This is a genomic window from Streptomyces sp. NPDC020192, assembly GCF_044388685.1.
GTDB lineage: Bacteria > Actinomycetota > Actinomycetes > Streptomycetales > Streptomycetaceae > Streptomyces.
The window spans coordinates 94,902-121,787 of record NZ_JBIRXG010000019.1 but is presented as its reverse complement, the minus strand read 5'-3'; the positions used below and the strand labels follow the sequence as shown (position 1 = coordinate 121,787).

The following is a 26,886-nucleotide window of genomic DNA, read 5'->3' as shown; positions in this document are numbered from 1 at the left end:
GCCCGGCGTTCCACACGTGCCCCGAGCTTTGGAAACGATCAGGAAGCCTGGCGCTCCGGATCGTGGTGTATCTCCACCCCCGCCGAGTCCCCGAAGGTCAGCCGGCAGGTGTCCGCGCGGTAGGTGGCGATGGACAGCGCGGCGGTGCGGGCCTCGGCTACGAAGCGGGTGGTCACGACCAGGACCGGGGAGCCGGGGAGGCGGTCGAGTTCCTTGGCGTCGTCCGCGCGGGCGGAGCCGAGTTCGACGGAGCGGTCCTGGCCCTCCAGGGTCAGGTGCTGGAGTTCGCGCAGCACCGCACGCGCGCGTGCCGGGCCGGACGGGGCGTCGATGGCGGTGAGGTCGGGCACCGAGGCCGCCGGGATGTAGAGGAGTTCGGTGGCGACCCGCTGGCCGTGGGACGTGCGGGTACGGCGCACGGTGTGGACGGGCTCGTCGGCGCCGGTCCCCAGGGCCGTGGCGACAGCCGCGGGCGGCACTGCCTGCTCACAGTCGACGGGCTGCCAGGCGTCTCCGGCGGCGCCCGGCCAGGCGTGCTGCTCGGTGCCGACGGCCACACCGACGCGCGGCGGCGCCACGGTCGTACCGACTCCGCGGCGGCGCTGCAGCCGGCCCTCCAGCTCGAGCTGTTCGAGCGCCTGGCGGAGCGTGGCACGGGCCACGCCGAAGCGGGCGGCGAGGTCACGCTCGTTGGGCAGGATCTCGCCGACCGAGAACTCGGAGTCCAGTGCCTCGCTGAGCACGGTCTTGAGATGCCAGTACTTCGGTTCCGGTACCGATTCCAGCTGCGTGGTCCCCACCCTAGTCCTCCGCAAGAGCCGTGGTCCGGCGGTTTTTAGCGCCCTTGTTTATTAAAGGTTGTTGCACTTCTCTGCGACCATAGGGCGGCCGTCACCCTTGGTCAAGACCAATCCTCGATCCCTTGGGGAACGCGAAGGCCCCCGTCGCACGACGGGGGCTTGAACGGGACGGCGCCTTTCGTCAGCGGGCCGTGAGGTGCCGGAGCTTGTCCGGGTTGCGGACGATGTACACAGTCGTGACGCGGCCGTCGGCGATCTCCAGCTGGAAGAGGTTGTCGGGCTGGTCGCCGTGCATGACCAGCACGGCCGGGCCGCCATTGGCCTCCACGAAGCGGTACGACATCCCCGCCGGGGCCTGCGGCACGGTGGCGGCCAGGAAACGGCCGACCTTGTCGGCGGTGTGCACGATCCGCACGGGCGTCTTGACCTTGCCGCCGCTGTCGCCGACCAGGCGGACGTCGGGGGCGAGCAGCGCCATGAGCCCGTCCAGGTCGCCCTCCGAGGCCGCGGCCAGGAAACGCTCGGTCAACTCGCGCCGTTGGGCGGGGTCGACCTCGTAGCGCGGCCGGCGTTCGTCGACGTGCCGGCGGGCCCGCCCGGCGAGTTGACGTACCGCCGCCTCGCCGCGGTCGAGCAGCGAGGCGATCTCGGCGTACGGGTAGCCGAACGCCTCCCTGAGCACGAAGACGGCCCGCTCCAGGGGCGAGAGCGACTCCAGGACGACCAGTACGGCGAAGGAGACGCTGTCGTCGAGCAGGACGCGGTCGGCGGCGTCCGGGGCGGTGTCGCCGGACTCGGTGACGTAGGGCTCCGGCAGCCACGGACCGACGTACGCCTCGCCGCGCGTCCGCACCTGGTGGAGCCGGTCGATGGCCAGGCGGGTGGTGATGCGCACCAGGTAGGCGGCCGGTTCCCGGACCTCCGCCCGGTCGACACCGGACCAGCGCAGCCAGGCGTCCTGGACCACGTCCTCGGCGTCGGCCACGCGGCCGAGCATGCGGTAGGCGACCCCCATGAGCAGGTGCCGGTGTTCTTCGAAGACGTCGGTCGCGGTGTCGGCGCTCACCGCCCCATCCCATCCGACACGCGCGTCGCGTGTCCAGTCGGATCCCTCCGACACGCGCCCGGCGCGTCCGGCCCGAATCGGCACGTCCGGCGCCGGTCCGGATCACAATGACCGCGGACCGCCGGGGGTCGGCGGCCAGGTGCGCGAGAGGTGGCCGATGCGGTACGGGGTACTGGGCACGGGCGAGGTGGGCCGCACGCTGGCCGGCCGGCTGGTGGAGCTGGGGCACGAGGTGACCCTCGGGTCGCGCACCAGGGACAATCCGGTGGCGGCGGAGTGGGCCACGGCCGCGGCGGGCCGGGCCCGCGCGGGCACGTTCGCGGACGCGGCCGAGGCGGGTGAGGTCGTCATCAACGCGGTGAGCGGCCGGGTGGCGCTCGACGCCCTGCGGGCCGCCGGTGCGGAGCACATCGACGGCAAGGTCCTGGTGGACGTCTGCAATCCGCTGGCCTTCGAGGACGGGCAGCCGCGGCTGGACCCGGTGGAGTCGGACAGCGTGGGCGAGCAGATCCAGCGGGCGTTCCCGCACGCGCGCGTCGTGAAGACGCTGAACACGGTCAACTGCCAGGTGATGGTGGAGCCGGGGCGGGTGCCGGGCGCGCACAACATCTTCGTGAGCGGTGACGACGCCGGGGCAAAGGCGGAGGTGACGGCGCTGCTCGGGGAGTTCGGCTGGCCGGCGGAGCGGGTGCTGGACCTGGGCGGGATCCGTTCGGCGCGGGCGGTGGAGATGTATCTGCCGCTGTGGCTGACGATGTTCCGGAACACCGGGAGCGCGGACTTCAACATCGAGGTGCGCCGGACGGGTTGACCCTCCGGGATCACCCCGGGGGCTACCGGCGGGTAGCAATTGCTGACAAGCTGTCTACGGCATTCGTCGGCACCCACCGCTCGTCACACCCCCATCGTCCGTCGCACTCCGACCGTCCGTCAGCACCCAGACGAGGAGCACCCCATGTCCGCCACCGTCTCCTTCCCGGTCCCCGGTCCGCGCGGCCCGAAGGACGTGACCGTGTCCTACGCGCGCGTGGGGCGCGGCGAACCGCTGGTCCTGCTGCACGGCATCGGTCACCACCGGCAGGCCTGGGACCCGGTGGTGGACATCCTCGCCACCGAGCGGGAGGTGATCGCCGTGGACCTGCCGGGCTTCGGCGCCTCGCCGGGCCTGCCGGACGGCCTCGACTACACCCTGCCCGCCACGAACGCCGTGCTCGGCGCCCTGTTCGAGGCGCTGGAGCTGGACCGCCCGCACATCGCGGGCAACTCGCTGGGCGGTCTGCTCGCCTTGGAGCTGGGCCGGGAGAAGCTCGTACGGTCCGTGACGGCCCTCTCCCCCGCCGGGTTCTGGACCGAGGCCGAGCGGCGCTACGCCTTCACGGTGCTGCTCACGATGCGGGCCGTCGCCCAGCGGCTGCCGCTGCCGCTGGTGGAGCGGATGTCGCGGACGGCGGCCGGGCGTACGGCGCTGACGAGCACGATCTACGCCCGTCCCGCGCATCGCGCACCCGAGGCCGTGGTGGCCGAGACCCTCGCGCTCGTGGGGGCCGACGGGTTCGACGCGACGCTGCGGGCGGGCCGGACGATCCGGTTCACCGACGAACTGGCGGGCCTGCCCGTCACGGTGGGCTGGGGCACCCGCGACATGATCCTCGTGCGGAGGCAGGGCGTGCGCGCCAAGCAGATGATCCCGCACGCCCGCCTGGTGCGGCTGCCCGGCTGCGGCCACTGCCCGATGAACGACGACCCGGCACTGGTCGCGCGGGTCATCCTCGACGGCAGCCGCTGACCGGCGGTCACCGGACCGGCGCGGACGGACCCCTGCCCCACGGACCCCTGCCCCACGGACACCTGCCTCACGGGCCGCTGTTCACTTCGGGTTTGCGTGCGCGCCGCAGCGTCCCAGTAGGTGTGGCTCTGCACACTGGCCGGAAACCGTCCCTGGAGGCGCAGCCATGTCCCACCGTCCCTCTCCCGGACGCCGCAGCGTTCTGCGCGGCTCGCTCGCCGCGTCGGCGGCCCTGACCCTGCCCGCCGGTCTCGGCGCGGCCCCGGCGTTCGCCCTCTCCGGTCGCCCCCAGGCCGACTGGGGCGTGCAGGCGGGCGACGTGACCACCGACTCCGGTCTGGTGTGGGTGCGTGCGGACCGGCCGGCCCGGATGATCGTGGAGACGGCCGCCTCCGAGTCGTTCCGCAACCCGCGCAGATGGCACGGCCCGCTGCTGGGCTCCGGCACCGACTTCACCGGCACCACCCGGCTGCACGGCCTGCCCGCGGGCGAGCAGATCCACTACCGGGTGCTGCTCGCCGACCCGGACGACCCGCGCCGTACCGGCGAACCGGTGACCGGCACCTTCCGTACCGCGCCCGTGAAGCGGCGGCACGGCGTGAAGTTCGTGTGGTCGGGCGACCTCGCCGGACAGGGCTGGGGCATCAACGAGTCCATCGGCGGCTACCGGATCTTCGACGCCATGGCCAAGGTCGACCCGGACTTCTTCCTGTGCAGCGGCGACAACATCTACGCCGACGGCCCGATCTCCGCCACCGCCACCCTGCCCGACGGCAGCGTCTACCGGAACGTCACCACCGAGGAGAAGTCGCATGTCGCGACCACCCTCGCCGACTACCGGGGCAACTTCCGCTACAACCTGCTGGACAAGGCGCTGCGCCGGTTCAACGCCCAGGTCCCGAACATCATCCAGTGGGACGACCACGAGGTCCGCAACAACTGGTACCCGGGCGAGGTCATCGGCACCGGCACCCCCTACCCGGCGGGCACGAAGCTCGACGACCTGGCGCTGCGCTCGCGGCAGGCCTTCTCCGAGTACTTCCCGATCTCCACGATCAGCGGACGCCCGGACGGCAGGATCTACCGCAAGGTCGGCCACGGCCCGCTGCTCGACGTGTTCGTGCTCGACATGCGCACCTACCGCAACGCCAACTCGCCCGACAACCAGACCACGGACCCGGTCGGCATCCTCGGCCGCGAGCAACTGGAGTGGCTCAAGCGGGAGCTGGCGAAGTCCCGCGCGGTGTGGAAGGTGATCGCCAACGACATGCCCCTCGGACTGGTCGTGCCCGACCCGGTCGAGGGCAAGCCGAACTTCGAGGCGGTCTCCCAGGGCGACCCGGGCGCGCCGCTCGGCCGTGAGCTGCAGATCGCCGAGCTGCTGCGGTTCATCAAGCACCGGCGGATCACCGGCACGGTGTGGCTGACGGCCGACGTGCACCACACCTCCGCCCAGCACTACGACCCGTCGCGGGCCGCGTTCAAGGACTTCGAACCGTTCTGGGAGTTCGTCTCCGGCCCGCTGAACGCCGGTGCCTTCCCGGCCAACGCGCTGGACGGCACGTTCGGCCCGGACCGGGTGTTCGTGAAGGCGCCGACCACCGCCAACGTGTCGCCGGCCCAGGGCTACCAGTTCTTCGGCGAGGTCGACATCGACGGTGACAGCGGCGAACTGACGGTCCGGCTGCGGGAGTACGACGGCACCGTGCTGTTCACGCAGACGCTCCAGCCGGGCCGCGTCGGCCAGTAGGCAGCGGCGGGTAGGCTTCACCTCACACCGTGCCGCGCTACGGCGTCATCCCCCGGAGCGCGGCAAGGTCCCGCCACCCGCTCACACCGGGCCCGACAGGGATAGTAGAAAGCGGGACAAATGGGGCGGAGCATGCTTTACCCATCGGTCACAAAGCGTTCGTGATCACGCAACACCCTTCCTTCACAGTGGGGTGCATGACTCCAGAGATCTCTGATGTGACCCGGGCGAAGCACGGACGCCCCGTACACCACTGGCGGCGGGACCTCGTCGATCTCGCCGCCCTCTTCACGGCCGTCGCGGTCGCCGACGGGGTGGCGAACCTGGTCGGGCACGGCCCCGACGGTCCCGCCCTGCTGGTGATCTCGGCGCTCGCGCTGGCCGCGACGGCGGGCTTCCACACCTGGTGGGCACGGCGCCACGGCCACGCACCGCCGGCCGACGATACCGGTCCCCGGCCGACCGCCGAGACGCGGTCGGCCGGGCCCGCAGGGCAGCCCGGTACCGCCGCGGACGACATGCCCGGCACCGCCGCGCTGTGGCGGATGCGGACGACCGTCAAGGACGAGCCGGGTTCGCTGGCGGCGCTCTGCGCGGCCCTGGCCGGGCAGCGCGTCGACATCCTGAGCCTCCAGACGCATCCGTTGGCCGACGGCACCGTGGACGAGTTCCTGCTGCGGGCACCGGGCGCCCTCGCGGCGGCCGGGATCACCCGGGCCGTCGCGCTGGCCGGGGGCAGGTCCACCTGGATCGAGCGGGCCGACGCCCACGACCTGGTCGACGCCCCGACCCGGGTGCTGGGCCTCGCCGCACGCACCGCGCTGGACGCGGCCGAACTGCCGTTGGCACTACGGCAGTTGCTGGGTCGGTGCACGATCCGCTCACTGCCCGGGACGCCGGTCGGCGGGGGCCGCGGGCCCGAGCCGGTGCCGGTCGAAGGGGTGCTGGAGGACACCGTGATGCGGCTGCGCGCGCCGGAGGGCGGGGTGCTCACGGTGGAGCGGCCGTATCTGCCGTTCACGCCGACCGAGTTCGCGCGGGCCCGGGCGCTGGTGGAGCTGGACAGCCGGCTCGGCCCGCGCATCCCGCGCGGCCAGGACGTGCTCACGCTGCCCGAGGGGAGCGACATCACCGTCCGCCGGGTCGACACCGGTGACCTGGCGGCGGCGAAGGCGATGCACGAGCGGTGCTCGCCGCGCACCCTCGGGATGCGCTACCACGGCCCGGTCGGCGACGCGAGCCGCTATCTGAACCATCTGCTCAGCCCGCGCTTCGGGCGGACGCTCGCCGCCCAGACCGCCTCCGGCCGCCTCGTCGGCCTCGGGCATCTGCTGTGGGACGGCGACGAGACCGAGGTCGCGCTGCTGGTCGAGGACGACTGGCAGCAGCGCGGCATCGGCGCCGAACTCCTCGGCCGGCTCGTGGCGATGGCCGTGGAGGCCGGCTGCGCGAGCGTGTACGCCGTCACGCAGGCGTCCAACACCGGCATGGTCGCCGCGATGCGTGGCCTCGGGCTGCCGTTGGACTACCAGATCGAGGAGGGCACGCTCGTCATCACGGCCCGCCTGGACACGGCTTCGGCGGTCTCCCGCGCGCGGCTGGGCGACACGGCCCACCGCGACTGATGGAAAACCGCTCGAACGGACACGCCGCTCAGACGAATCCGCCGCGACGGTGCTGTCCGGCGGTGCCCGCCCCCGCCATACCCACCACCGGCCGCTCCGGCAGCGCGCCCAGCGCACTGTCCAGGTCCGCCCACAGGTCGTCCACGTCCTCCAGCCCCACCGACAGCCGCAGCAGCCGGTCGCTCACGCCCGCCCCGCGCCGGTCGTCGGCGTCGACGATGCGGTGGCTGATGGACGCGGGGTGCTGGATGAGCGTGTCGACGCTGCCCAGGCTCACCGCCGGGGTGACGAGCCGGACCCGGGAGATGACGTCGTGCGGGTCGCCGTACACCTCGAAGGCGATCATCGCGCCGCCCAGCCGCGGGTAGTGGACGCGGGCCACGCGCGGGTCAGCGGTGAGCCGGCGGGCCAGTTCGGCGGCGTTCGCGGAGGCGGCCCGGACCCGCACCGGGAGCGTGGACAGTCCCCTCAGCAGGAGATAGCCCGCGAGCGGATGCAGGACGCCGCCGGTGGCGAATCGTATCTGCCGTAGCCGGCCCGCGAACTCCTCGTCGCAGGCGACCACCCCGGCCAGCACGTCCCCATGGCCGCCGAGGTACTTGGTGGCGCTGTGCAGCACCAGCCGGGCGCCCTGTTCGGCCGGGCGTTGCAGCACGGGCGTGGCGAAGGTGTTGTCGGCGAGCAGCGGCACCGAACCGCAGGCGTGGGCGACGGCCCGCAGGTCGAGTTCGGCGAGGGTCGGGTTGGCCGGGGACTCGACCATCACGAGCCCCGTGTCCGGGCGCAGCGCGTCGGTGATCCCGGCCGGGTCGGTCCAGGTGACCTCCGTACCGAGGAGCCCGGCGGTCAGCAGGTGGTCGCTGCAGCCGTACAGGGGTCGTACCGCGACCACATGGCGCAGGCCCATGGCGGACCGGGCGAGGAGGACGGCGCTGAGTGCGGCCATGCCGCTGGCGAAGGCGACCGCGGAGCCGGTGCCCTCCAGGCGGGCCAGGGCGGTCTCGAAGCGGGCGACGGTCGGGTTGCCGAGGCGGCCGTAGACGGGCGGCCCGACCGGGTCGGCGCCGTCGGTCGCGAAGGCGTCGATGCGGGCGGCCTCGGCGCGGCTGTCGTAGGAGGGGTAGGTGGTGGACAGGTCGATCGGCGGGGCGTGCAGTCCCTGGCGGGCGAGGTCGTCGCGGCCGGCGTGCACGGCCTCGGTGGCAAGGGCTCTGGTCGCGGTGCGTACGCCGTCGTAGGCACCGGTGCTCGCTGTGTCCATGGCGGGAAGGGTGAACAGTGAACGGTTTCCTGGGGCGGAGCACCGTGTTACGTTCGGCCAATGGCCGAATCTGTCGTACTGGATCCGGTGGACCTCCATCTGCTGCGGCTGCTGCAGAACGACGCCCGGACCACCTACCGCGACCTCGCCGAGCAGGTGGGGGTCGCGCCGTCGACGTGTCTGGACCGGGTGACCCGGCTGCGCCGCTCGGGCGTGATCCTCGGCCACCGGTTGCAGCTCGATCCGGCGAGGCTGGGGCGCGGGCTGCAGGCGCTGCTGTCCGTGCAGGTACGACCGCACCGGCGGGAGCTGGTCGGGCCGTTCGTGGAGCGGATCCGGGCGCTGCCGGAGGCGCGCACGGTGTTCCATCTGACCGGACCGGACGACTATCTGGTCCATGTGGCCGTCGCGGACATGGCCGATCTGCAGCGGCTGGTGCTCGACGAGTTCACGGCACGGCGGGAAGTGGCCCGGGTGGAGACCCGGTTGATCTTCCAGCAGTGGGAGTGCGGCCCGCTGCTGCCGCCCGGCCACGCCCAGAGCTGAATCCCCCGAACGCGGGTGACGCGGAGATCGTCCTCGTACGAGGATGGGCGGCATGTCTGAGACCAAGAGCCCGCTGCCCCGTCAGGTGGCCGACGCGTATGTGGACGACCTCATCGCCCTCGACCCGGTCACCGGCACCTATCTCGGTGTGAAGGAGAGTTCGCGCCGGCTGCCCGACTACTCGCCGGCCGGCCAGGAGGCCCTGGCGGAGCTGGCGCGGGCGACCCTCGCCAGGCTCGACGAGGCGGAGCGGCAGCCCGGCGCGGACAGCGACGTGGAGCGCCGCTGCGGGCGGCTGCTGCGCGAGCGGCTGACCGCCGAGCTCGCGGTCCACGAGGCGGACGAGCACCTGCGCGCGGTCGGCAACATGAGCACGCCCGGCCACTCGGTGCGGGACGTCTTCACGGTCACCCCGCAGGAGACCGCGGAGGACTGGGCGGCGATCGCCGAGCGGCTGCGCGCGGTGCCCGGCGCGCTCGCGGGCTACCGCGCCTCGCTCCAACTGGGCCTGGACCGTAAGCTGTTCGCGGCGCCGCGGCCGACCGCCACCTTCGTCGAGCAGCTCACCGAGTGGACGGACACCGGCTCGGGCCGCGGCTGGTACGAGGACTTCGCCGCCGCCGGACCGGACGCGCTGCGCGCCGAGCTGGACGCGGCGGCCGGCGCCGCGACCGCCGCGCTCGTGGAGCTGCGGGACTGGCTGCGGGACGTGTACGCGCCGGCGATCGAGGGCGCCCCGGACACGGTGGGCCGCGAGCGGTACGCCCGCTGGTCGCGCTACTTCAACGGTACCGACCTGGACCTGGACGAGGCGTACGCATACGGCTGGGCGGAGTTCCACCGGCTGCTCGGCGAGATGAAGCAGGAGGCGGAGAAGATCCTGCCCGGCGCCGGGACGCCGTGGGAGGCGCTCGCGCACCTGGACGAGCACGGCCGGCACATCGAGGGCGTGGACGAGGTCCGGGACTGGCTCCAGGGCCTGATGGACCAGGCCATCGCGGACCTGGACGGCACGCACTTCGAACTCGCCGAGCGGGTGCGGAGGGTGGAGTCGCGCATCGCGCCGCCCGGTGGCGCCGCGGCCCCCTACTACACGGCCCCGTCGGAGGACTTCTCGCGCCCCGGCCGCACCTGGCTGCCCACCATGGGACAGACGCGCTTCCCGGCCTACGACCTCGTCTCCACCTGGTACCACGAGGGCGTGCCCGGGCATCACCTCCAGCTCGCGCAGTGGGCGCACGTGGCCGAGAACCTCTCGCGCTACCAGGCCACGGTCGGCCTCGTCAGCGCCAACGCCGAGGGCTGGGCGCTGTACGCGGAGCGGCTGATGGACGAGCTGGGCTATCTGAGGGGCCCCGAGGAGCGGCTCGGCTACCTGGACGCGCAGATGATGCGGGCGGTCCGGGTGATCGTGGACATCGGCATGCACCTGGAGCTTCGGATCCCGGCGGACTCCGCCTTCCACCCCGGTGAGCGCTGGACGCCGGAGCTGGCGCAGGAGTTCTTCGGCGCGCACAGCAGCCGCCCCGCTGACTTCGTGGAGAGCGAGGTGACCCGGTACCTGACGATCCCGGGCCAGGCGATCGGCTACAAGCTCGGTGAGCGGGCGTGGCTGCTGGGCCGGGAGAGGGCGAGCGAGCGGCACGGCGACGCCTTCGACCTCAAGGCCTGGCACATGGCGGCGCTGTCGCAGGGTTCGCTGGGCCTGGACGACCTGGTGGACGAGCTGTCCCAGCTCTGACGACGTTCCACGTCAACGGCGCAAGCCCCTTCCGCGTTGACGACCTCCCCGGTGATCCAGCGCGCCTCGTCGGTGGCCGGCCACACGATGAGGCGGGCGGGGTCGTCGGGGAGGCCCCAGCGCCCGCCGGGGAACCGGGCGACGACGGCCGCGTGCGCCTCGCCGGTGGCGTAACCGGTGTCCACGGGGCCGGGGTTGACGGCGTTCACCGTGATGCCCCGCTCGGCGAGCGTGGCGGCCAGGGACCGGGTGACCGAGGCGAGTGCGCCCTTCTGCAGGGCGTAGGCGATGCCCTGCCCCGAGGTCATCACCACGACCCGCCCGCCGGGGGTGTCCGGGGGCAGCTCGGCGCGGGAGCGGGCGTAGGCCTGGACGAGCACGTCACGCGCGGCTCCGGCCACGGCCTCGGGGCTGTCCGCGCCACAGCACACCCGATCCCAGCCCGCCGACCGGCCCCGGTGACAAGCGCGGTACGCCCACGCAACGGAAGCGGATCCCGACGCAGGTCGGCCGGGTGGGGGCGAGCGAATTCTGAGGTTGGCGGATCACACCCCGGATGCCACTGCCCTCGCCCGTCCAGCCCACCCCCGGTGGCGTCGGTGGCCCTCAGGTCGCTAGCTGGTGGCGCGGGTGATGGTGAGGAGGTGGGGCGGCGTGGAGGAGTGGCGGGCGCCGCGGAGTGCCGGGGTGGCGGGAGTCGTGTTCGCGTTGCTGCTGGCGGCGGTGATCGTCCTCGTACGGCTGAGCATTCCGGAGGGGGCCGCCGTGACCGCTCAGGGGTTCACGGACTCCGGACGGCGGGACGCCCTGCGCACGGCCCTCGCGTTGGTGCCGTTCGCCGGGGTCTTCTTCCTCTGGTTCATCGGCGCCGTACGGACGCATATCGGCGCGGTCGAGGACAAGTTTCTCGCCACCGTCTTCCTCGGCAGCGGGCTCGTCTTCACCGCCACGCTCTTCGGCGCCGCCGCCGCGGCCCGTGCCGTGCTCGCCGTCGCGCATCCGTCCGGTACGGCACCGGGGCTCACCTCCTGGGACTTCGGGCGGCACTTCGCGTACGTCCTGATGATGGAGTACGCCATGCGGATGGCGGCCGTCTTCGTGTGCTCCATGTCGGTGATCGGCCACCGCCTCGGCGTGCTGCCCCGCTCGCTCACCGTCTTCGGCTTCCTCACCGCGCTCACCCTGCTTGTGGCCGCCTCCAACGTGCCCTGGGCGGAGCTGGTGCTTCCCGTGTGGTCGCTGGTGCTCAGCGGGCACATCCTGCTGGTGAGCGGTCGCGCCCGTTGACCCGGACGGGGGTTGCCGACAGGCGGGTTCCCCGCGTGGCTCTCATGCTGGCGAGCGGGACATGACCACCGGACCTGGCCACGGGAAGGGCGGAACGCCGATGAGGCTCGTCGTGGATCTCAACAAATGTCAGGGGTACGCCCAGTGCGCGTTCCTGGCTCCCGACGTCTTCGCCATGCACGGCGAGGAGTCACTGATCTACAACCCGCAGGCACCCGAGGAGCAACGGGAGCGACTGGCCCGCGCGGTCGCCGCCTGCCCGGTGCAGGCGATCCTGGCCGACGGGCTGGACGACCTCGTCGGCCGGCCGGGAGCGGGATCCGGTCAGGAGGCGTCCGATGGTCGCTGACTACCTGGACTGGCTCAGGCGCGAGGGGCGGATCGTGATCGTCGGCGCCTCCCTCGCCGGTCTGCGCGCGGCGGAGACGCTGCGCGCCGAGGGCTTCGCCGGGGAGCTGACCCTGATCGGTGACGAGCACCACGAGCCGTACGACCGGCCGCCGCTGTCGAAGTCCGTCCTGCTGGGCAGGGCGTCCCCGCACCGCACCGAGCTGCCGCACCGCCGGGACATCGACGCCAAGTGGCGGCTCGGCGTCGCGGCGACCGGCCTGGACCTGACGGCGAAGCGGGTCAGGCTGGCCGACGGGGACGAGGTGCCGTACGACCGGCTGCTCATCGCGACCGGGGTACGCGCCCGGCCCTGGCCGAAGGAGGACGAGGCCCGGCTCAGCGGCGTCTGCGTGCTGCGGACGCGGGACGACGCGGCCGATCTGTACCAGCGGCTGAAGGCGGGACCGCGCCGGGTGTTCGTCATCGGCGCCGGGTTCGCCGGTTCGGAGGTCGCCTCGGCCTGCCGGGAGATGGGCATCCCGGTCACCGTGGCGGAGCGCGCGGGGGCGCCGCTGGTGGGCGCGCTCGGCGGGGTGATCGGTGCGGTCGCCGCCGACCTCCAGACCGAGAACGGCGTGGACCTGCGCACCCATGTCACGGTGACCTCGCTGGAGGGTGACCCGGTCGGCCGGGTACGGGCCGTGCATCTGTCCGACGAGAGTGTCGTCGAGGCGGACGTGGTCGTGGTCTCGCTGGGCTCGCAGCGCAACACGGAGTGGCTGACCGGTTCGGGCCTGGGGGCCGGGCCCCGGGGCATCGCGTGCGACGCGGGCTGCCGCGCCTTCGACTTCCGGGGCATCGTCACGGACGACGTGTTCGTCGCGGGTGATGTGGCGCGTTCCCCGCACGCGGTGTTCGGCTACCAGTTCCTTTCGCTGGAGCACTGGGGCAACGCCGTCGCGCAGGCGGAGACGGCCGCGCACAACATGATCTGCCCCGGCGCCGACCGGCGCCCGCACCTGTGGATGCCGGCGTTCTGGTCGTCGATGTTCGGCGTGAACATCAAGTCGGTGGGCGTTCCGCCCATGGGTGACCAGCTCATGATCACGCAGGGTTCACTGGCCGAGCGCCGGTTCGTCGGCGTGTACGGCCACCAGGGCCGCGTCATCGCCGCCGTGACCTTCGACAACGCCCGCTGGCTGGAGTTCTACGGGCGGCAGATCGAGCGGGGCGCGCCGTTCCCGGTGGAGTATCCGACGGTCGACCGGCGTCCCGAGAACCGGCAGCCGGTGGATGCCGACTTCCCCGACCCGTCCCTGCCGACCCACGGCCCGACCGTGACCCTGAGCGGTTACTCACCGGCCGACCAGCAGCTGGTCTTCCACCCGGCCCACAACTGACCGCCGCCCGGCCCGACGCTCCGAGGACCCCGCCATGACCGTGACGCACGCTTCCATGTTGCGCCAGATCACCGACTTCGCGAACCGCGCCGACCCGTATCCGATCTACCAGGAACTCCGCAGGACACCGGTGCTGCACGAGGAGGACGGCCCCTACCTCATCAGCTCGTACTACGACATCGAGGCCCTGCTCCACGATCCGCGGATCAGCTCCGACGCCGGGAACCTGGCCGCGGCCGGGGGCGACGAGCTGTCCGGGCCGGAGGAGACGGGGCTGCCGCCCAGCTTCATCCGGCTCGACCCTCCGGAGCACGACCGGCTGCGGAGGATCGCCAACAGCTCCTTCGGGCCACCGCACAGGCCGCGCCGGATCGAGAACATGCGGGACGAACTGGGTGAGATCGTCACCGGGCTGATCGACGACTTCGGGGAAGCCCGGCAGATCGACCTGGTCGATCGGTTCGCCTACCCCTTCCCGGTGACGGTGATCTGCCGGCTGCTCGGCGTGCCACGGGAGGACGAGCCCCGCTTCCGCGCCTGGGTCGACCCGATCGTCGCCGGTCTGGATCCCGACACCCGTACGAGCGCCGAATCCGCGCGGGCCGCGCAGGAGGCACGGCTGCAGCTCGGCATGTACCTGAACGGGCTGGTGGAGCAGCGCGCCAAGGAGCCGCGCGACGACATGCTGTCCGATCTGGTGAACAGTCACGGTCCGGACGGCGCCATGACGACGATGGAAGTGCTCAGCACGGCCGTGCTGCTGCTCATCGCGGGCCATGAGACGACCGTCAACCTCATCACCAACGGCATGCTCACGCTGCTGCGCCACCCGGAGTTCCTGGAGCGGCTGCGCCGCGACCCGGGCCTGGCGCCCCGCATGGTGGAGGAGCTGCTGCGCTACGAGCCGCCGGTGCAGCTCGTCCCGCAGCGCACCTGCATCGCCGACATCGAGGTGCGCGGAGTCACCATCCCCAAGGGCTCGCAGATCTGGCTGGTGCTGGGTGCGGGCAACCGTGACCCCGAGCGGTTCACGGACCCCGAGCGCTTCGACCCGGACCGCGGGGACATCCAGCACCTCGGCTTCGGCAGCGGCGTCCACAGCTGCTTCGGCGCGCCGCTGGCCCGGCTGGAGGCCCAGATCGCGCTGTCCGTGCTGGCCCGGCGGCTGGAGAACCCCCGCCTGGTGGCGGACCCACCGCCCTACCGGCAGAACGCGGTGCTGCGCGGCCCCCGGCATCTGGAGATCGCCTTCGACGGGCTGCGCTGAGCGCTCACCGCTTCAGTGTGCGAGCCGCGTGAGCCGCACCAGCCCGACCCAGGTCTCCGGACCAGGCTGCGCGTACGCGGCGCGCACCGCGTACGTGCCCGCCTCCAGCGGCACCCGCAGGTGCTCGATCCGGCCGGCGGCCGGGCCGGGCCAGGCGGAGTCGAACAGGAGCACCGGGCCGGGCACCCGCCAGTGGACCTCGCTCCCCCACACCGCCGTGTCGAGGGCGGCCGGGACTCCGGCGAGCAGGTCCGCCTCGGAGTTCGCCGCGGACCACCGTACGAAGGTGGCGTGTTCCGGCAGGAAGGAGGTGGAGGCGGGTTCCTCGCCGAACACCAGCGCCGCGCTGTCGCCGACGGGGAGCAGGCCGACCTGTCCGTCGACCTCGCACGCCCGGTCGTAGTCCGTGGCGAGGTCCTCGCTGTCGGCGCCCGACCAGAACGGCAGCACCGTCTCGGGTACGGCTATCAGGGGGCCGCCGCCCGACTCCACCCACTCCAGCACGCCTGGATCCGCGTATCGCGCCATGGGCCAAGAACCTACACGGGCCGCCGTCAGCAGCCGCACTCGCCTTCGACGGGCGCGGTCAGCGGATCGGCGTCGCGCCGCGCCGGTCCCTGCCAGGTCTCGTGGGCGAAGCCCTCACGCGCCCAGTACTCGAAGCCGCCGAGCATCTCCTTGACCTGGTAGCCGAGTTCGGCGAGGGCGAGGGCGGCGCGGGTGGCGCCGTTGCAGCCGGGGCCCCAGCAGTACGTCACCACGGGCACGGACCTGTCGAGGAGCTGCCCGGCCTGCTCGGGGATGAGCGCGGTGGGCAGGTGGATCGCGCCGGGGATGTGGCCCTGGTCCCAGGACTCGGTCGAGCGGGAGTCCACGAGGGCGAATCCGGGGTCGCCGCCGGCCGCGAGCGCGGCGGCCACGTCGGAGACGTCGGCGTGGAAGGCGAGGCTCGCCCGGAAGTAGGCGGCGGCCTCGGCGGGAGTGGCGGGGGCCACGCGCAGGACGGGGTTCTGGGAGGTCGTGTTGATCATGGCTGAGAATCTACGGTGCGGGGCCCGCTCCCTGAAGTGAGAATCCACGGCGTTCCCCTTGCCCAGGCCGGGATTCCCCTGCTATCCATCCGGGATGACCGTGTATTCCCCGGATGCCACCGACTGGCGCATCCTCGAGGTCCTCCAGCGGGAGGGCCGGGCCAGTTACGCCGAGCTGGCGCGCGCCGTCTCGATGTCGCCGAGCGCCGTCACCGAACGGGTACGGCGGCTGGAGGAGGCGGGCGTGATTCAGGGGTACGCGGCGGTGGTCGACCCCGAGCGGCTCGGGCTGCCGATCCTGGCGTTCGTGCGGCTGCGCTATCCGAACGGCAACTACAGGCCGTTCCACGACCTGGTCGCCGCCACGCCCGAGATCCTGGAGGCGCACCATGTGACGGGCGACGACTGCTTCGTCATCAAGGTCACCGCGCGCTCCATGTCCCATCTGGAGGAGATCTCCGGGAAGATCGGCGCGCTGGGGTCGGTGACCACCAGCGTCGTATACTCCTCCCCGCTGCCCCGGCGGGCACTGGGCCGCTGACCGCCGTCACACCCCCCGCTGCCGCAGCGTCGACCCCGTCCTTCCCTTGACGACCTCCAACTGGGCGTGGATCCGGCGGCGCAGGTCCGCGACGTGACTGACGATGCCCACGCTGCGGTCGCGTTCGCGCAGGGAGTCGAGGACGTCGAGGACCTCGTCGAGGGTCTGGTCGTCGAGGCTGCCGAAGCCCTCGTCGATGAAGAGGGTGTCGAGCCCCACCCCGCCGGCCTCGTCGGTGACGACGTCCGCGAGGCCGAGGGCGAGGGCGAGCGAGGCGAAGAAGGTCTCACCGCCGGAGAGCGTGGTGGTGTCGCGCTCACGGCCGGTCCAGGCGTCGACCACGTGCAGCCCGAGCCCGCTGCGGCCGCGTCCGGAGCGGTCGTCGGAGTGGACGAGGGTGTAGCGGCCGGACGACATGCGCTGCAGCCGGGCGGTCGCGGCGGCGGCGACCTGTTCCAGGCGGGCCGCCAGGACGTACGACTCCAGGCGCATCTTGCGTTCGTTGTCGGCGGAGGTGCCCGCGGTGAGGGCGGCGAGGCGGGCGACCCGGTCGTACTCCTCGCGCAGCGGGGCGAGTCGCCGTACGGCCTCGGTGGCGCGCGCGGAGAGGCGGTCCAGCTCGGTGCGGCAGCGGGCGGCCGCGTCGCGCGCGGAGGCGGCCTCGCGCAGGCGTCGCTCCGCCTCGGCCGCGGTCCGCTCCGCCGTGGCGAGGTCGGCGGGGGGCTGCTGGGCGGCGGCCGCGGTGTCGGCCTCGGCCAGCACGGTGCGTACGGCCGCCTCCTCCGACTGCCAGGCGTCCAGGCGGTGTTGCAGCTCGCGGTGGGCGGCGGGGTCGAGGAGGGCGGCGGCCGCGGCCTGCGGGGTGTCGAAGCCGGCCCGGTAGGCGGCGTCGGCGAGGCGGGCGTCGGCGTCCTTCAGGCGCTGGGCGCTGTCCTCGGCGGTGCGCGCGGCGTCGGCGGCGTCGGTGAGCAGCGCGACCCGCCGCTCCAGCTGCGCGGCGCGCGCGGCCACGCTGTCGGCGGTGCCGCGCGCCTGCGTCAACTCCGCTTCCAGCTGGGCCTGTTCGCGTTCCAGGGTCTCGCGCCGGGTGAGCCGGGAGGCGGCTCGTACGGCGGCCTGCTGGCGGTCGGCGAGGCGCTGCTCGCGTTCCCGCTCGGCGCGCCGCAGCTCCTCGTGGGCGGCGTGCAGGACGGAGGCCTCGCGGCGGGCGCGGGTGTACTCCTGCTCCAGCTCGCTTACGGCGGCTTCGAGTTGTGCGGTGGGCGTGTCACCGGCCTCGGCGGTGGCGGCGGCCAGGGCCTCGCGGACGACACCGAGCCGCCGTTCGTCCTCGACGTGCTGCCGGTCGGCCTGCTGGGAGGCCTGGTGGGCCCGTTCCTCGGTCTCGCGGTCGACGTGTCCGGCGACCTTGCGGGCCGGGGCGGGGTGTTCGGTGGCTCCGCAGACGGCGCAGGGCTCGCCGTCGGTGAGGTGCGTGGCCAGTTCGGCGGCGATGCCGTTCAGGCGCTGTTCCTTGAGGTCGAGCCAGTGGGCGCGGGCGCCGAGGGCCTGCCGCTCGGAGGCGAGCGCCCGGTGCCGTGCGTCCTCCAGGTCCGCGGCCAGCGTGTCCCGGGTACGGGCCGCGGTGAGCCGCTTGGCCATCGGCTCCCGTTGGACGGCGAGCTGTTCGGCCCGGGTGGCGGCCTCCTGGGCGGAGTCGACGCGGGCCTGGAGCGCGGTGCGGGTGGTGTCCCAGCCGTCGAGCCAGGCCTCGGCCTCGCGCAGCACCTCCTCGTCGGCGCGCTCCTGCCGGTCGAGCCCGGAGCGCTCCTCGGCGAGCTGGGTGAGCCGCCGCTCGGCGCGCCGGGCCGCGTCCAGGCCGCCCAGTTCCTCGGCGGCCCGGCGGGCGTGGGCGGCCAGTCCGCTCGCACCCGCGTCGGCGTAGGAGTCGGGGAGCGTCCCGCGTGCGCGCGTCTCGGCCGCGGTGGCCCTGCGGTGCTCCTCCTCGGCGGCCTCGCGCAGCTCCAGCGCGGGTGCGACCGCCTCCGCCTTGCGGGACCGCTCCATGCGCTCCTGGGCCTCACAGTGGGCGCCGGAGTGCTGCTGGAGCCGCTCGGCGCGCTGCCGGGCCTCGGCGAACCTGCCCTGCAGCCGGGCGAGTTCGCGTACGTCGTCCAGGGCGCGGCGGGCTTCGGTGTGGGCGGACTCGGCGGCGCCGAGGCCGAGGTGGGCGACGGTGAGGCGCTCGCGCGCGGTGGCGCGGGCGACGGCGGCGGCGCCGAGGACCGCCTCGGCCAGGCCCGGGTCGCCGGGCGCCAGCTCGGGCAGCTCCATGGCGTCGCCGGCCTCCTGCTGCATGCGGTGGGCGTCGGCGAGCAGCGCCGCGTCGCCCTCACGCACGCGTGCCTCGGTGGCGCGACGGCGGTCGGCGAGGCGTTTTTCGACGTCGGCGAAGCGCCGGGTGTCGAAGAGCCGGCCGAGGAGGCGGCCGCGGGCCTCGGCGTCGGCGCGCAGGAAGCGGGCGAAGTCACCCTGGGGCAGCAGCACGACCTGGCAGAACTGCTCGCGGCTCATGCCGAGGAGCTGCTCGAACTCGGCGCCGATCTCCTGGTGCGACCGGCTGCGGTCCTTCCAGGCGCCGGTGGCGCTGTCGTACTCGCGCAGCCAGGCCTGGGCCTTGTCGACCGTGGTGCCCTTGCCGCGCAGCTTGGGCCGCTCCCACGCGGGCTGCCGCGTGACCTCCAGCCGGCGCCCCGCGACGGTGAGGTGGAGCCGGACCTCGGCGCGGGTGCCGGGCTCGGCGTGGTCGCTGCGCAGGTTCATGCCCTGGCCGCTGCCGCTCTGCCGGGCGCCGGGGACGGAGCCGTACAGGGCGTAGCAGACGGCGTCCAGCACGGAGGTCTTGCCCGCGCCCGTCGGACCGTGGAGCAGGAAGAGGCCGGCGGTGGACAGGGCGTCGAAGTCGACGCTCTGGGAGCCGCCGAAGGGCCCGAAGGCGGTGATGTCGAGCCGGTGCAGCCTCACCGGGCCACCTCCCGTACGGCGTCGTCGGCGCGCACCGCGTCGAAGGCCTCGCTCAGCACGTCCAGCTCGCGGTCGTCGGGCCCGGCGCCGCGCACATGGGCGACGAAGTCCTGGGCGACCTGCTGGTCGCTGCGGCCGGCGAGACGGCGGGCGTACGACACCCGGGGGTCGTCCGGGGCCCGCTCGGGGGCGAAGACGAGGCTGAGGGTGTGCGGGAAGCGCTCGGTGAGCCGGGCCATGGGGTCGGCCGGGCGGACCGGGTCGGTGAGGGTGGCCTCGACCCAGGCGTCCGCGTGGCAGGCCAGGGCCGGGTCGGCGAGCAGGTCCTCCAGGGTGCCCCGGATCCGGGCCAGCGGGCGCGGCACCGGGCAGTCGAGGCGCTCGGCGGTGACCGTACCGTCGGCGGCCAGGTCGACGAGCCACATGCTCTTGCGGTGGTCGGCCTCCGAGAAGGAGTAGGCGAGCGGGGAGCCGGAGTAACGCACGCGCGCGGTGATGGTCTGGCAGCCGTGCAGATGGCCGAGGGCCACGTAGTCGACGCCGTCGAAGACGCCCGCCGGGACGGCGGCCACCCCGCCGACGGTGATGTCCCGCTCGCTGTCGCTGGCCCGGCCGCCGGTGACGAAGGCGTGGGCGAGGACGACGGAGCGGGTGCCCCGCGCGCGCGTGGCGAGGTCGGCGCGAACGCGGTCCATGGCGGCGCCGAGCACGGCCTCGTGACCGGCCTTGTCCACCGCGAACTCGTCCTTCACCAGGGCCGGTTCGAGATACGGAAGCCCGTAGAAGGCGACGTCTCCGTGGGCGTCGCTCAGCACGACCGGGGTGCCGGCGGCGGCCGGGTCGGTGCGCAGGTGGATGCCCGCGCGGTCGATGAGCCCGGCGCCGACGCCGAGGCGGCGGGCCGAGTCGTGGTTGCCGGAGATCATCACCGTGGGCACGCCGAGGTCCGCGAGGCGGTGCAGCGCGTCGTCGAACAGCTCGACCGCGGCGAGCGGGGGCACCGCGCGGTCGTACACGTCACCGGACACGACCACCGCGTCCACGGCGTGCTCACGCACGGTGGTGACGAGGTGACCGATGAACTCGGCCTGGGCCCCGAGCATGTTCACCCGGTGGAAGGCCCGGCCGAGATGCCAGTCGGACGTGTGCAGCAGTCTCATGATCCCCGAGATTAACGGCCGGGACTGACATCACGGGCGGTTACTCCCGTATCAACCATCAAGACCGGCACCTTTATTGCCATATGCCCGATTAATGCGGTCTTGACCTGTCAAGCATCTCCGTAGGCCTCTCCGCCCAGTTCGAACCCGGCCGTGCCCGCGGTCGCATCGGCGAGCCAGGCGCGGAAGGCGTCCACGTCGGCGTCGGGCAGCCCGATCTCGATCGTGACGTTCTCGCCGTAACGGACGTCCCGCACCTCCCGTCCGGTGGCGCGCAGGTCGTTCTGGACCTTGCCCGCGCGCTGGTGGTCGACGGTGACCGTGGCCAGCCGGAAGCGGCGCCGGGTGAGTGTGCCGACGGCGTCGAGGGCCTCGCCGACGGCACCGCCGTAGGCGCGGATGAGTCCGCCGGCGCCGAGCTTGACGCCCCCGTAGTAGCGCGTGACGACCGCGACGACGTAGCGCATCTCACGGCGCAGCAGCATCTGGAGCATGGGGACGCCGGCGGTGCCGCCCGGTTCGCCGTCGTCGCTGGCCTTCTGCACGGAGGCGTCGGCGCCGACGACGTACGCCCAGCAGTTGTGGGTGGCGTCGGCGTGCTCCTTGCGGACGGAGGCGATGAAGTCCTGCGCCTCCTGCTCCGTGGCGGCCGGGGCGAGGGCGCACAGAAAGCGGGAGCGGTTGATCTCGGTCTCGTGCACGCCCGCGCGGGCGACTGTGCGGTACTCGTCCTGCATCCCGCCAGACTATGCGGTGCGTACGGCTCGGCCACGCGCGCGTGGGGGCTACGGCTCGGGTACGCGCGCGTGAAGGCGGTCGGCTACTTCTTGCCTCCGTCCTTGCTCCCGTTCTTGCTCCCGCGCGGTACGGCCACCCATGTCAGCAGGGCGGCGCCCGGGGCGAGGGCGGACCAGCCGGTGCCGTGCCAGGTGAGGACGGCGATGGCGGACGTCGGGAACTTCGTCCGCACCCGCTCCAGGGTGTCGTCGAGACCGTCCCCGGCCAGCTCCAGGACGAGCTCCTCCAAGCCGGGGTTGTGCCCGACGAGCAGCAGGGTCTCCACCTCGGCCGACACCTCGTGGACCACGTCGAGGAGGTCGGTCACGTCGGCCGCGTACAGCCGACGGTCGTAGCGCACGGGCGGCGGGGTGCCCCACTCGGCGGAGGCCAGCTCCCAGGTACGGCGGGCCCGTACGGCCGTGGAGCACAGGGCGAGGTCGGGCAGGCAGTCGGCCTCGGCCAGGGCACGTCCGGCGGCCGGGGCGTCCCGCAGGCCGCGCGGCGCGAGCGGCCTGCGGTGGTCCTCGACGCCCTCGGGCCAGCCGGACTTCGCGTGCCGCAGCACCACCAGCCGACGCAGCGGGCCCGCCGCACCCGCCCGCGCGCTCACGCGAGGCTCCCGAGGTCACGGGCGAGGCCGAGGGCGAGCAGCCGGTCGGCGTAGACGAACGTCTCGAACCGAGCACCGTCGGCCGCATGCGGATCACTCTCCACATCCCGCAGCACACCCAGTACCCCGGGCATGTCGAGATCGCCCTCCCACGCGGCCCGCAACCGCTCCCGCACCGCCTCGGGCACCGGCCTGGACGGCCGTCGAGCCCACCCCGCCACAGCCTCCCGCCACCGCCCGAGGCACCCGGCCGCCTCACCCAGCACACCGGGATCCAGCCGAACGGGTTCACTGCGTGGGACGGCGAGCAGAGCGAGCCGAAGGGCTTCGGGATCGGCGAGGAGGAGGGGCGGGAGCTCGGGGGGCATCGGGACGCCCGTCCACTCCACCGGTGCCACCCGTAGCACCGGCCCTGCCCCGAAGGCAGCCGTGGGATCTGCTGTCACGTGGATCGCCTGGGCCTCGCCGAGGGCTGAGGGCAGGTCGCGGTCGGTTTCGAAGGAGCGGACGGACAGGGTGGTGGCGGCGGAGCGGAGCTCGGCGTGCCGACGGGGGGCGGTGAGGATCGTCCAGACCGGGGTGCCGGACAGTTCGAGGGCTCGGGACAGGAGGTCGGCGGTCAGCAGCACCCGCAGGGCCGTCGGGTCCAGGCCGGAGGCGTACGCCTCGATCCGGGTCAGGGCGCGGCGGGCGGGCGCGGCGGGGACGGGCTCACCGGTTCGGGCGTCGAGGATGCGCAGCACGGGGCGAGCGTAGGCGGGCGGACGGCCGTACGCAGGCATTCTGTGTCGACTCGCGGGCATCCTGTGTCCGATTCCGGTCGCCGTGGCGAGGCGGCGGGGCGGGAATCCGCGCGCCCCGCGGCACTGTTGCCCAGGCGAACAGTTCCCGCGCCCCCTGAGGAGGCGGCCATGGCGGCCACGCACCCCGACGACACGTACGGCGACGACGCGACCATCCGCAGGATCCTGACCGAGCTGGGTGACACCTGGGCCGTGGTCGGCCTGTCGGGCAACCGGAACCGGGCCGCGTACGGCGTGGCGCAGGTGCTCCAGCGGTTCGGCAAGCGGATCGTGCCGGTGCACCCGAAGGCCGAGACGGTGCACGGCGAGCAGGGGTACGCCTCCCTCACGGACATCCCGTTCGACGTGGACGTCGTCGATGTGTTCGTCAACAGCGACCTGGCCGGCGCGGTGGCGGACGAGGCCGCGGCGAAGGGCGCACGGGCGGTGTGGTTCCAGCTGGGTGTCGTGGACCCGGAGGCGTACGAACGGACCCGAACGGCGGGGCTGGAGATGGTCATGGACCGCTGCCCGGCGATCGAAATTCCCCGGCTGCACTAGCCTCCACACCGGCGAATCTCTCCTGTTACTCACAATTCAGCTCTGAATATTGACATTCGCACTGGGCATCTGACCAGTGACAACTCTGTAACCCAGCGTGCGCCCAAGACAGCTAAGATCCCAGGTCAAAATTTGGTTAACAGTCTTTTGACGGCGCGGAACGCACCCCTAGCCTGTGGCGTCCTTGCTCGTTAATACTGCGTTTACGATCTGAGAGGCCACTTGACATGGCGAATGTCGACCAGGCTCCACCGGTAGCCACAAGCGATACCGGTGGTGGTCTGCGCCGCGACGTCGGACTCATCGGTCTGATGTGGGCATCGGTCGGTTCCATCATCGGATCGGGCTGGCTCTTCGGCGCCGAGAAGGCCGTCGTGGCAGCGGGCCCGGCGGCGATCATCTCGTGGGTGATCGGCGCGGTGGCCATCGTGCTGCTCGCCCTCGTGCACGCCGAGCTCGGCGGCATGTTCCCGGTGGCGGGCGGCACCGCGCGCTACCCGCACTACGCCTTCGGCGGCCTGGCCGGCATGTCCTTCGGCTGGTTCTCCTGGCTCCAGGCCGCGACGGTGGCCCCGATCGAGGTCGAGGCCATGATCGGCTATGCCAAGCACTGGCACTGGGCCGACGGGTTCCAGAACGCCGACAGCACCCTGACGACCAGCGGCATCGTCGTCGCGGTGTTCCTCATGGCGGTCTTCGTCGCGGTCAACTTCCTCGGCGTCCGCATCCTGGCGCACACCAACAGCGCCGCCACCTGGTGGAAGATCGCCGTCCCGCTCGCCGCGATCTTCATCATCGCCATCGGCAACTTCCACCCGTCCAACTTCACCTCCGAGGGCTTCGCGCCGTTCGGTGCCAAGGGTGTCCTCACCGCGATCAGCTCCAGCGGCATCATCTTCGCGCTGCTCGGCTTCGAGCAGGCGATCCAGCTGGCCGGTGAGAGCCGCAACCCGAAGCGTGACCTGCCGCGCGCCACGCTCGGTTCGGTCGCCATCGGCGCCACGATCTACGTCCTGCTCCAGGTCGTGTTCATCGCCGCCCTGCCCCACGCCTCCTTCGCGAAGGGGTGGGCGCACCTGGCCTACGCCGGCATCAGCGGTCCCTGGGCGGGTCTCGCCTCGGTGGTCGGCCTGGGCTGGCTGGCCTGGGTCCTGTACGCCGACGCGATCATCTCCCCCGGCGGCACCGGCCTGATCTACACCACCGCCACGTCCCGTATCTCCTACGGCCTGGCCAAGAACGGCTACGCGCCGAAGATCTTCGCCAAGACCGACTCGCGCGGTGTGCCGTGGTTCGGCCTGGCGATGTCGTTCGTGACCGGTGTGATCTGCTTCCTGCCGTTCCCGAGCTGGCAGACGCTGGTCGGCTTCATCACCTCGGCGAGCGTGCTGATGTACGCGGGTGCCCCGCTGGCCTACGGCGTCTTCAAGGACCGGCTGCCGAACCACGACCGTCCGTACAAGCTGCCCGCCGGCAACATCATCTCGCCGCTGTCGTTCGTGGTCGCCAACCTGATCATCTTCTGGTCCGGCTGGGACACCCTGTGGCGCCTCGGCTTCGCGATCCTGATCGGCTACGTGCTGCTCGGTTCCTACGCCGCCTACGCGATCCGCAAGGACCTGCCCAACGCGCCGCGGCTGGACTTCAAGGCCGCGCAGTGGCTGGTCCCCTACCTGCTGGGCATCGGCGTGATCTCCTACCTGAGCACCTTCGGCGGCAACGGTGACCTGCCGCTGTGGTGGGACATGCTGGTCGTCACGGTGTTCTCGCTCGGCATCTACTACTGGGCCAAGGCGACCGCCTCCGCGCCCGAGGCGATCGAGCGCAGCATCGAGGAGGTCGTCGTCACCGACGCCCCCGCCCACTGATCCGCTCCTCCCGTGCGGTGTCCCGTCAGCCGAGCCGTGGCTGACGGGACACCGTCATAATGCGGGGGTGATCTCCCCCTCCCCCCACTCCACCTCCGCGCCCCACGACGGCCGTACGGACGAACGCCGCACGGTCGTCGTCGTGGGCGCCGGGCCCGCCGGGCTCACCGTCGGCAACATCCTGCGGGCCGCCTCGGTCGACTGTGTCGTCCTGGAGACCGAGAGCAGACAGTTCATCGAGACCCGGCCCCGGGCCGGCGTCATCGAGGAATGGGCGGTGCGCGAACTCACCCGCCGGGGCCTGGCCGGACACCTGCCGCAGCGGGCCGAGCTGCACAGCGCCTGCGAGTTCCGCTTCGCCGGCGAGCGCCACCGCTTCCCCTACGCCGATCTGACGGACCGTCATCATTACGTCTATCCCCAGCCGTTGCTGGTGACGGACCTGGTGCGGGAGTACGCCGACGTACGCGGCGGCGACATCCGCTTCGGGGTCCGGGACGTCACCCTGCACGACCTGGACACGGACCGGCCGGCGGTGTCGTACCGCTGCCCGGAGACGGGTGAACGGCGGCTGCTGCGCTGCGACTTCGTCGCGGGCTGCGACGGGGCGCGCGGGGTGACCCGGGACGCGATACCCGAGCAGCGGCGGCGGATGTCCCGGCAGGACGACGGCATCGGCTGGCTGGCGCTGCTCGCCGAGGTGCCGCCGTCCACGGACTGTGTCCTGTTCGGCGTCCATCCGCGCGGGTTCGCCGGGCAGATGCCCCGCAGCCCCGAGGTGACCCGGTTCTACCTCCAGTGCCCGCCGGGCGACGACCCGGAGAACTGGCCGCACGAGCGGGTCTGGACCGAACTGCGCGAACGGCTCGGCGCGGCCGGCGCGCCCCCGCTCACCGAGGGCCGGCTGCTCGAGAAACGCGTGCTGGACATGCACCACTACGTCGTCGAACCTCTCGCCCACGGGCGGCTGTTCCTGGCCGGCGACGCCGGTCACCTGGTCGCGCCGATCGCCGCGAAGGGCATGAACCTCGCCCTGCACGACGCCTTCCTGCTCGGCGACGCGCTCGCCTCGTACGTCACACGGGACGACGACAGCGGCCTGGACGGCTACTCGGAGGCGTGTCTGCGCCGGGTGTGGGACTACCAGGAGTTCTCACAGTGGCTGTCGGACATCTACCACGGCGTCGCGTCGGGCGATCCGTTCCGCGCCGGCACCACCCTGGCCCGGCTGCGCCGGCTGTTCTCCTCGCCCGCCGCCGCGGCCGCCTTCGCCGAGCAGTACCTCGGCACGGCCGCCGCCTACTGAGCCCGCTCGGTGAGGTGGTGGTCGGCGGTCTTCAGGGCCTCGTCCACCAGTCGGCGCAAGTGCCCGTGCGCGAGTGAGTAGACCACCCGGCGGCCCTCCTTGCGGGTGCTCACCAGGCCCGCGAGCCGCAGCCGGGCCAGATGCTGGCTGACGGCGGGACGGGCCGCGCCGCACGCCTCGGTGAGCGTCGTGACGTCGGCCTCTCCCCCCGCCAGCGCGTGCAGCAGGGTGAGACGGGTGCGGTCGCCGAGCAGGGACAGCAGCTCGGCGGCCAGCGCGAACTGTTCCTCGCCCGGGGTGCGCGGATGCGTATGGTGCGCAGGTGATAGGTGCATGCGTGCGCTCATACGCACATAATGGTCCCGTGGGCGCCAGGCGTCCACTC

Annotated in this window: 25 protein-coding genes and 1 pseudogene; 14 read left to right on the top strand and 12 right to left on the bottom strand. The window is 72.8% G+C overall.

Features of this window, described 5'->3' with window-relative positions; translation table 11 throughout:
* Window positions 1-38 precede the first annotated feature (38 nt).
* Both ACH47Z_RS31690 and ACH47Z_RS31685 read right to left on the bottom strand, forming a co-directional pair.
* Window positions 39-800 (bottom strand): GntR family transcriptional regulator, encoded by a 762-nt coding sequence (locus ACH47Z_RS31690; protein WP_399079796.1) that lies wholly within the window; start codon window positions 798-800, stop codon window positions 39-41.
* A gap of 181 nt (window positions 801-981) precedes the next feature.
* Window positions 982-1,866 carry an RNA polymerase sigma-70 factor gene (locus ACH47Z_RS31685; RefSeq protein WP_399079794.1) on the bottom strand — a complete coding sequence of 295 codons (885 nt, stop codon included), beginning with the start codon at window positions 1,864-1,866 and terminating at the stop codon, window positions 982-984.
* A 157-nt stretch (window positions 1,867-2,023) separates the two neighbouring features.
* Here ACH47Z_RS31685 and ACH47Z_RS31680 point away from each other — a divergent pair, with 157 nt between their 5' ends.
* From ACH47Z_RS31680 to ACH47Z_RS31665, 4 genes are all read left to right on the top strand, one after another.
* Entirely contained in the window at window positions 2,024-2,677 is a 654-nt protein-coding gene (locus ACH47Z_RS31680; RefSeq protein ID WP_399079791.1) for an NADPH-dependent F420 reductase, read from the top strand.
* A gap of 144 nt (window positions 2,678-2,821) precedes the next feature.
* Window positions 2,822-3,652: an alpha/beta fold hydrolase gene (locus ACH47Z_RS31675; RefSeq protein ID WP_399079789.1), complete on the top strand. Its 831-nt coding sequence runs from the start codon at window positions 2,822-2,824 to the stop codon at window positions 3,650-3,652.
* A gap of 166 nt (window positions 3,653-3,818) precedes the next feature.
* The gene (locus tag ACH47Z_RS31670; RefSeq protein WP_399079787.1) at window positions 3,819-5,402 is read left to right on the top strand and encodes an alkaline phosphatase D family protein; all 1,584 of its coding nucleotides are present in this window, start codon (window positions 3,819-3,821) and stop codon (window positions 5,400-5,402) included.
* A gap of 197 nt (window positions 5,403-5,599) precedes the next feature.
* Window positions 5,600-7,027, top strand: a complete 1,428-nt coding sequence (locus tag ACH47Z_RS31665; RefSeq protein ID WP_399079785.1) for a GNAT family N-acetyltransferase — start codon at window positions 5,600-5,602, stop codon at window positions 7,025-7,027.
* Between the two features lie 28 nt (window positions 7,028-7,055).
* On the opposite strand, the gene ACH47Z_RS31660 is transcribed toward ACH47Z_RS31665, so the two are convergent.
* Window positions 7,056-8,288, bottom strand: coding sequence for a trans-sulfuration enzyme family protein (locus ACH47Z_RS31660; protein WP_399079783.1), 1,233 nt, complete (start codon window positions 8,286-8,288; stop codon window positions 7,056-7,058).
* A 60-nt stretch (window positions 8,289-8,348) separates the two neighbouring features.
* Here ACH47Z_RS31660 and ACH47Z_RS31655 point away from each other — a divergent pair, with 60 nt between their 5' ends.
* A complete protein-coding gene (locus tag ACH47Z_RS31655) occupies window positions 8,349-8,834 on the top strand; it encodes an Lrp/AsnC family transcriptional regulator (RefSeq protein WP_270085030.1) in 486 nt (161 codons plus the stop codon).
* 52 nt (window positions 8,835-8,886) lie between these two features.
* Window positions 8,887-10,575 carry a DUF885 domain-containing protein gene (locus tag ACH47Z_RS31650; protein WP_399079781.1) on the top strand — a complete coding sequence of 563 codons (1,689 nt, stop codon included), beginning with the start codon at window positions 8,887-8,889 and terminating at the stop codon, window positions 10,573-10,575.
* 26 nt (window positions 10,576-10,601) lie between these two features.
* Here the strand turns inward: ACH47Z_RS31650 and ACH47Z_RS31645 are convergent.
* A pseudogene (locus ACH47Z_RS31645) lies at window positions 10,602-11,155 on the bottom strand (SDR family oxidoreductase); the annotation flags it as partial.
* Window positions 11,156-11,208: 53 nt separating this feature from the next.
* Here ACH47Z_RS31645 and ACH47Z_RS31640 point away from each other — a divergent pair.
* The 4 genes from ACH47Z_RS31640 to ACH47Z_RS31625 all read left to right on the top strand — a co-directional run bounded on the left by ACH47Z_RS31640 (window position 11,209) and on the right by ACH47Z_RS31625 (window position 14,859).
* Window positions 11,209-11,862 (top strand): hypothetical protein, encoded by a 654-nt coding sequence (locus ACH47Z_RS31640; RefSeq protein WP_399079779.1) that lies wholly within the window; start codon window positions 11,209-11,211, stop codon window positions 11,860-11,862.
* 100 nt (window positions 11,863-11,962) lie between these two features.
* The gene (locus ACH47Z_RS31635; protein ID WP_399079777.1) at window positions 11,963-12,211 is read left to right on the top strand and encodes a ferredoxin; all 249 of its coding nucleotides are present in this window, start codon (window positions 11,963-11,965) and stop codon (window positions 12,209-12,211) included.
* Window positions 12,201-13,592 (top strand): NAD(P)/FAD-dependent oxidoreductase, encoded by a 1,392-nt coding sequence (locus ACH47Z_RS31630; protein ID WP_399079775.1) that lies wholly within the window; start codon window positions 12,201-12,203, stop codon window positions 13,590-13,592. Before ACH47Z_RS31635 ends, ACH47Z_RS31630 begins: the two co-directional genes overlap by 11 nt.
* Window positions 13,593-13,632: 40 nt before the next feature.
* Window positions 13,633-14,859: a cytochrome P450 gene (locus tag ACH47Z_RS31625; protein ID WP_399079956.1), complete on the top strand. Its 1,227-nt coding sequence runs from the start codon at window positions 13,633-13,635 to the stop codon at window positions 14,857-14,859.
* Between the two features lie 12 nt (window positions 14,860-14,871).
* On the opposite strand, the gene ACH47Z_RS31620 is transcribed toward ACH47Z_RS31625, so the two are convergent.
* Both ACH47Z_RS31620 and ACH47Z_RS31615 read right to left on the bottom strand, forming a co-directional pair.
* Window positions 14,872-15,387, bottom strand: a complete 516-nt coding sequence (locus ACH47Z_RS31620; protein ID WP_399079772.1) for an immunity 21 family protein — start codon at window positions 15,385-15,387, stop codon at window positions 14,872-14,874.
* 26 nt (window positions 15,388-15,413) lie between these two features.
* Window positions 15,414-15,890 carry a rhodanese-like domain-containing protein gene (locus tag ACH47Z_RS31615; RefSeq protein ID WP_399079770.1) on the bottom strand — a complete coding sequence of 159 codons (477 nt, stop codon included), beginning with the start codon at window positions 15,888-15,890 and terminating at the stop codon, window positions 15,414-15,416.
* A 94-nt stretch (window positions 15,891-15,984) separates the two neighbouring features.
* Here ACH47Z_RS31615 and ACH47Z_RS31610 point away from each other — a divergent pair, with 94 nt between their 5' ends.
* Entirely contained in the window at window positions 15,985-16,431 is a 447-nt protein-coding gene (locus ACH47Z_RS31610; protein ID WP_399079768.1) for an Lrp/AsnC family transcriptional regulator, read from the top strand.
* A 6-nt stretch (window positions 16,432-16,437) separates the two neighbouring features.
* On the opposite strand, the gene ACH47Z_RS31605 is transcribed toward ACH47Z_RS31610, so the two are convergent.
* The 5 genes from ACH47Z_RS31605 to ACH47Z_RS31585 form a co-directional block, all read right to left on the bottom strand.
* A complete protein-coding gene (locus ACH47Z_RS31605; RefSeq protein WP_399079766.1) occupies window positions 16,438-19,434 on the bottom strand; it encodes an AAA family ATPase in 2,997 nt (998 codons plus the stop codon).
* Window positions 19,431-20,594 (bottom strand): exonuclease SbcCD subunit D, encoded by a 1,164-nt coding sequence (locus ACH47Z_RS31600; protein WP_399079764.1) that lies wholly within the window; start codon window positions 20,592-20,594, stop codon window positions 19,431-19,433. Before ACH47Z_RS31600 ends, ACH47Z_RS31605 begins: the two co-directional genes overlap by 4 nt.
* 110 nt (window positions 20,595-20,704) lie before the next feature.
* A complete protein-coding gene (locus ACH47Z_RS31595) occupies window positions 20,705-21,331 on the bottom strand; it encodes a YigZ family protein (RefSeq protein ID WP_399079761.1) in 627 nt (208 codons plus the stop codon).
* Between the two features lie 83 nt (window positions 21,332-21,414).
* Window positions 21,415-21,984 (bottom strand): SixA phosphatase family protein, encoded by a 570-nt coding sequence (locus tag ACH47Z_RS31590; protein ID WP_399079759.1) that lies wholly within the window; start codon window positions 21,982-21,984, stop codon window positions 21,415-21,417.
* The gene (locus ACH47Z_RS31585) at window positions 21,981-22,727 is read right to left on the bottom strand and encodes a hypothetical protein (protein WP_399079758.1); all 747 of its coding nucleotides are present in this window, start codon (window positions 22,725-22,727) and stop codon (window positions 21,981-21,983) included. Before ACH47Z_RS31585 ends, ACH47Z_RS31590 begins: the two co-directional genes overlap by 4 nt.
* 168 nt (window positions 22,728-22,895) lie before the next feature.
* On the opposite strand from ACH47Z_RS31585, the gene ACH47Z_RS31580 reads away from it, so the two are divergent.
* From ACH47Z_RS31580 to ACH47Z_RS31570, 3 genes are all read left to right on the top strand, one after another.
* The gene (locus ACH47Z_RS31580; RefSeq protein WP_399079756.1) at window positions 22,896-23,327 is read left to right on the top strand and encodes a CoA-binding protein; all 432 of its coding nucleotides are present in this window, start codon (window positions 22,896-22,898) and stop codon (window positions 23,325-23,327) included.
* A 227-nt stretch (window positions 23,328-23,554) separates the two neighbouring features.
* A complete protein-coding gene (locus ACH47Z_RS31575) occupies window positions 23,555-25,195 on the top strand; it encodes an APC family permease (protein WP_399079754.1) in 1,641 nt (546 codons plus the stop codon).
* 67 nt (window positions 25,196-25,262) lie between these two features.
* Window positions 25,263-26,501, top strand: coding sequence for a 4-hydroxybenzoate 3-monooxygenase (locus ACH47Z_RS31570; protein WP_399079752.1), 1,239 nt, complete (start codon window positions 25,263-25,265; stop codon window positions 26,499-26,501).
* On the opposite strand, the gene ACH47Z_RS31565 is transcribed toward ACH47Z_RS31570, so the two are convergent.
* Window positions 26,495-26,848, bottom strand: a complete 354-nt coding sequence (locus ACH47Z_RS31565) for an ArsR/SmtB family transcription factor (protein ID WP_399079750.1) — start codon at window positions 26,846-26,848, stop codon at window positions 26,495-26,497. The genes ACH47Z_RS31570 and ACH47Z_RS31565 overlap by 7 nt on opposite strands.
* Between the last annotated feature and the right edge of the window lie 38 nt (window positions 26,849-26,886).